Genomic DNA, 4,592 nt, shown 5'->3' on the forward strand with positions numbered 1-4,592 from the left:
ATGTGCCGGTGTCCACGGCTCGCGGCCTTCATCGCTGGCGACGGTGCGCCAAGTCTGCCCGTCCGACGACACTTGAATCCCATACTCGCACGGCGTGGCTCCACGGACTTTTTCCTCGACAATGCTGCGATCACCACGGGCATTGATGAAGGTGATGCGATTGATTTTTTCCGGCTGCGCAAAGGTCAGCGTCAGCACGGCTGGCTCGCCAATGAACCACGCTTCGCCAAGCATTCCATCAATGCAGTATTGCGGCCCGTAGGCTTCGGGGAAGTCTTCCGCCGTCGCTGATTTCGCGCCTTCAGCCTTGGTGCCATTGCTGGCGAGCGCGACGTTGCGGTTCGGATCTTCCGCGCTCCAGACTTGGAACTCGGTGAGCTTGCCACCGCTGCCGCGTTTGCCTTTTGCGGACGGCTGATGATCTCCCGTCAGGCTGTGAATGACGAACTTGACGTATTTCGCTTCCGTAGCGGCGAAGGATTCGTCGGTGCCGTTCTGGTCGATCTTCGGGCGCGTGAATTTGGTTTTGGCAAATGCCGCCTTGGCCCGTGTCTCGATGGCTTGATCGAGCAATGCGCGTTCCACTTCGAGCTTCTTCAACTCGACAGCCAGCGGCTTCGTCGAGGCGGCGAATGCGTCACGCTGTTCCTTGGTGGCGACGACACGCCGTCCATGCGTGACGCCTTCAAACGCTGCGCGCAGCCGGTAGTAGTCCTCGGTCGGGATGGGATCGAACTTGTGGTTGTGGCAGCGGGCGCAGTTGATGGTGAGGCCGAGAAACGCGCCGCTCGTCGCGGTGATCATGTCGTCGAGTGTGGCGGCGCGAATGTTCTTCTGCGCGACGATGTCCTGATTGCCCACATCGTCATAAGGCCCCGCGACGAGGAAGGCACTTCCAACTTCCACTTGGGGATTGTCTTTCCCGACCACATCACCCGCGAGGTGCTCGGTGATGAACTGGTTGAACGGCTTGTCGTCGTTGATCGACTTGATGACATAGTCGCGGAACGGCCAGAGATCATCGATCACGAAGTTGCGTTCAAATCCGTTGCTCTCGCCGAATCGAATCACATCCAGCCAATGACGCCCCCAGCGCTCGCCGTAGCGCGGCGAGGCAAGCAGACGATCCACCAATGCTTCGATGGCCTGACGGGGATTCGCCTGATGCGCTTTCGCAAACGTCTCGACCTCCTCGACCGTCGGCGGCAGTCCGGTCACGTCGTAGCTCATGCGGCGGATGAGCGCGTGCGGATCAGCGGCGGGATTCAAAGTGAGCTTTTTCTCTGCGAGCTTCGCGGTGATGAAGCCATCAATGCTGTCGTGAGCGAACTGCTTCGCGAGCGGTTGCAGCGACCACCATGATTTATCCCCGCGCTTCGCTTCGATCTTCACGCCATCGCGTGGATCGGGAGCACCCATCTTCACCCACGTCACGAGGTCCGCGATGACCGCATCGGGCAGCTTCGGCTTCTTCGGCGGCATCTCCATGTCGGCTTCGAGATGCTGCACGGTGCGAATGAGCAGACTCGCCTCCGGTTTGCCGGGCACGATGACCGGCTCGCCACTGTCGCCGCCTTTCTCCCAGCCCGCCTTTGAGTCGAGGTAAAGGTTGCCCTTGAGCTTCTTCGCCTCAGCGCTGTGGCACGAGTAGCAATGCTCGACGAGCACTGGACGAACCTTTTGCTCAAAGAAGGCGATGCCCGCCGGATCTGCGGCGAGTGCTGACGATGATGCGAGAAGGAGGATCGCGAGAGGTTTCATGGCAGCGATCATGCGAGGATGTTTTTGATGACGTGCCCATGCACATCGGTCAGGCGACGGTTCGCTCCGTTGTGGTAATAGGTCAGCTTCTCGTGATTGAGCCCGAGCAGGTGCAGCACGGTGGCGTAGAAATCATAGACGGTGGCGACATCGACGGCGGCGCGGCGGCCGAAGTCATCAGTCTCACCGTAGCTCACGCCGCCTTTCACACCCGCGCCCATCATCCAGGTGGTGAAGGCATCGGGATTGTGGTCGCGACCGCTGGTGCCTTCCTGATGCGTCGGCATGCGGCCAAACTCTGTGCACCAAACGACGAGCACGTCGTTCAACATGCCTCGCTGTTTCATGTCGGTGAGCAGCGCAGCTGTCGGCTGATCGAAGATCGGGCAATGCCGCTCGTAGTCGGCTTTCAGTGTCTTGTGTGCGTCCCAATTCAGCAGGCCATCGACGTTACTCGCACGCGAAGCGCAGTAGAGCGAAACGTAACGCACTCCTTGCTCCAGATAGCGGCGGGCGAGCAGGCAGTTCTTCGCATAGGCGGCCTTGAGCTTGTTGCTGTCGCCAGTGCCGTAGAGTTCATGAACATGCGCGGGCTCGGCTGCGATATTGCTGACTTCCGGCGCGGTAAGCTGCATCTTCGCCGCGAGTTCATAGGCGGCCATGCGCGCGCGGAGTTCGTCGTTGCCGGGATGCGAGGCGTCGTGCTCCGCATTGATGAGCTTCAGGAAATCGCGCGTCGCCTTTTCGTCATCGGCCTTGATGCTCGCGGGCCGCGCGAGATTGCGCAGCGGCTGCTGTGCGGCCATCGCCACCGCCTGATACTGCGCGGAGAGAAAGCCATTGCTCCAGTTCGCCTTTCCATTCGGCGGTTCGCCGCGCACGTCTTGAATCGCAATGTAGGTCGGCAGGTTTTCATTCGTCGAACCCAGCGCATAGCTTACCCACGAGCCTGCACTGGGGAAGCCTTCGCGCGTGAAGCACGAGTTCATGTAGATGCAGCCCGGCCCGTGCGTGTTTGTGCGCGAAGTCATGCTGTGGATGAAGGCCATGTCGTCCACATGCTTCGCCATGTGCGGCAGCATCGAGGAGATCATCTTCCCGCTCTGACCCGCTGGTGCGAAGGGCCAGGGCGACTTCATCAAGTTGCCATTCTTACCCTGAAACGTGACTTCGACATCCGCGCCGGGCATTGGTGTGCCGTGAAACTTTTCCAGCATCGGTTTGTGATCCCACAGGTCCATGTGCGACGCCGCTCCAGGGCAGAAAATCTGCAACACCTGCTTTGCCTTCGGCGCAAAATGCGGCTGGTGCAGCGGCGCAGCGGCGAGTTCGTTCGTGAACAAACGCGAAAGCGCGACACCTGTGAGTCCTGTGGTCATTTGGCCGAGGAGATGGCGGCGCGTGAGGTTTAGCGATGGGTTCATATGGCGATGTTAGCAATGGTGCCCGTGCTGCTGCCGAATGCGTCTGATTCGATGCCCATGTTCTGCATCATGGAGACGAAGAGATTGCACAGCGGCTTATTGTGCAGGGTGTCGAAGGCGAGGTGCTGGCCGTGCTTGAAGCCGCCACCGGCGAGGAGGACGGGGAGGTTGGTGCAGTTGTGGACGTTCGCATCGCCGAGGTTGCTGCCGTAGAGGACCATGGTGTGGTCGAGGAGGCGTTGGGAGTCGGCCGTGGGCGTGGCGGCGAGTGCAGTGATGAGATCGCGTAGGTGACGCATCTGCTGCAGGTCTACCTTTTCGAGTTCGGCGAGCTTTTCCTTCGACTGGCCGTGGTGGCTGAGATTGTGATAGCCGTCGCGGGTGCGGTGTTGTGCATCGATCTCAAAGACAGGCGTGGCGAATCCGTCCACCATGAGGGTGATGATGCGCGTGGAGTCGGATTCGAAGGCTAGGCGGGCCATGTCGAGCATGAGTTGGATCTTCGGGAAGAACTTGGCCTTGTCGGCGATGTCCTTGGGCTCTGTGGTCTTGGTTTGCGGTTTGGGTTTTTGTTCCCATTCGCCAGAGAGGGCGAGTCGCTGCTCCAGTTCTCGCACGGAGGTCAGATACTGATCGAGACGGCTTTTGTCGTTACTGCCGAGTTGGCGCTGGAAGCTGCTGATGTCATCGCGAACGGCGTCGAGGATGCTGCCGCGATCCTGAAGGCGTTTGAGCGAGGCGGCGGTTTGTTTGGCATCGCCTTGGATGAACATTTTGCGAAACAAGGCCGCTGGGCTGTCTTCGGCGGACAGCAGCACGCCGTCGCGTGTCCAGGAGAGGCTGCGGTTGGCCTTGTCGATGTTCACGCCGAGGTTCAGCGTCGGAAAACGCGTCTGCTGACCGAGCTTCTCGGCGGCGTATTGATCAAGCGAGATGCTGTTGCGGAAGCCGCTGCGCGTCGGATCGCGTGCAGCGGTGAGGAAGCAGTTCTCCGTGCTGTGACCGCCTGTGACGGCTGGATGCGAGAGGCCGCTGAAGATGGTGAAGTCGCTTCGGAATGCCGCGAGTTCGTTCAAATAGGGCGAGAGCGTGTAACCTGCACCTTTGTCCTTCGGGAAAAAATGCTGCGGCAGCACCCCGAGGTTGTTGGAGATGAGCAGCATGCGCTTTGGAGGCGTCTGTGATGCCGCACGGGCGTAGTTTTGCTCCAAGAGCGGCAGTCCAAGCGTGACGCCGAGGCCACGCAGGAAGCGGCGGCGTGGGATCGGGGTGGAGATGTGGGGGAAGTTCATGGCTGGAGTATTGAACCAAGGAAAATGCGACTTTGCACGAGTGCGTGAATCAGGTCCTTCACACGAAACCCATTCGCTGCGCACGCATCGAGCATCGACTCGATTTCCTCGCGAT

At 60.1% G+C, this 4,592-nt stretch carries 3 protein-coding genes; all 3 read right to left on the bottom strand.

Going from position 1 to position 4,592, the window contains the following annotated elements; all coding sequences use genetic code 11:
• A partial coding sequence (locus AC6FTP_RS25690) for a DUF1549 domain-containing protein (RefSeq protein WP_497209751.1) occupies nucleotides 1-1,761 on the bottom strand: 1,761 nt, incomplete at its 3' end.
• An 8-nt stretch (nucleotides 1,762-1,769) separates the two neighbouring features.
• A complete protein-coding gene (locus tag AC6FTP_RS25695; protein ID WP_497209752.1) occupies nucleotides 1,770-3,185 on the bottom strand; it encodes a DUF1501 domain-containing protein in 1,416 nt (471 codons plus the stop codon).
• Nucleotides 3,182-4,477 (bottom strand): DUF1552 domain-containing protein, encoded by a 1,296-nt coding sequence (locus AC6FTP_RS25700; protein ID WP_497209753.1) that lies wholly within the window; start codon nucleotides 4,475-4,477, stop codon nucleotides 3,182-3,184. The genes AC6FTP_RS25695 and AC6FTP_RS25700 overlap by 4 nt, the downstream gene beginning before the upstream one ends.
• Nucleotides 4,478-4,592: the final 115 nt, after the last annotated feature.

It is taken from the genome of Prosthecobacter sp., from assembly GCF_044378005.1.
GTDB lineage: Bacteria > Verrucomicrobiota > Verrucomicrobiia > Verrucomicrobiales > Verrucomicrobiaceae > Prosthecobacter.

Coding starts and splice junctions, on each gene's coding strand:
- AC6FTP_RS25695 (WP_497209752.1), bottom strand. CDS start 3,185: ATGAACCCATCGCTAAACCTCACGCGCCGCCATCTCCTCGGCCAAATG.
- AC6FTP_RS25700 (WP_497209753.1), bottom strand. CDS start 4,477: ATGAACTTCCCCCACATCTCCACCCCGATCCCACGCCGCCGCTTCCTG.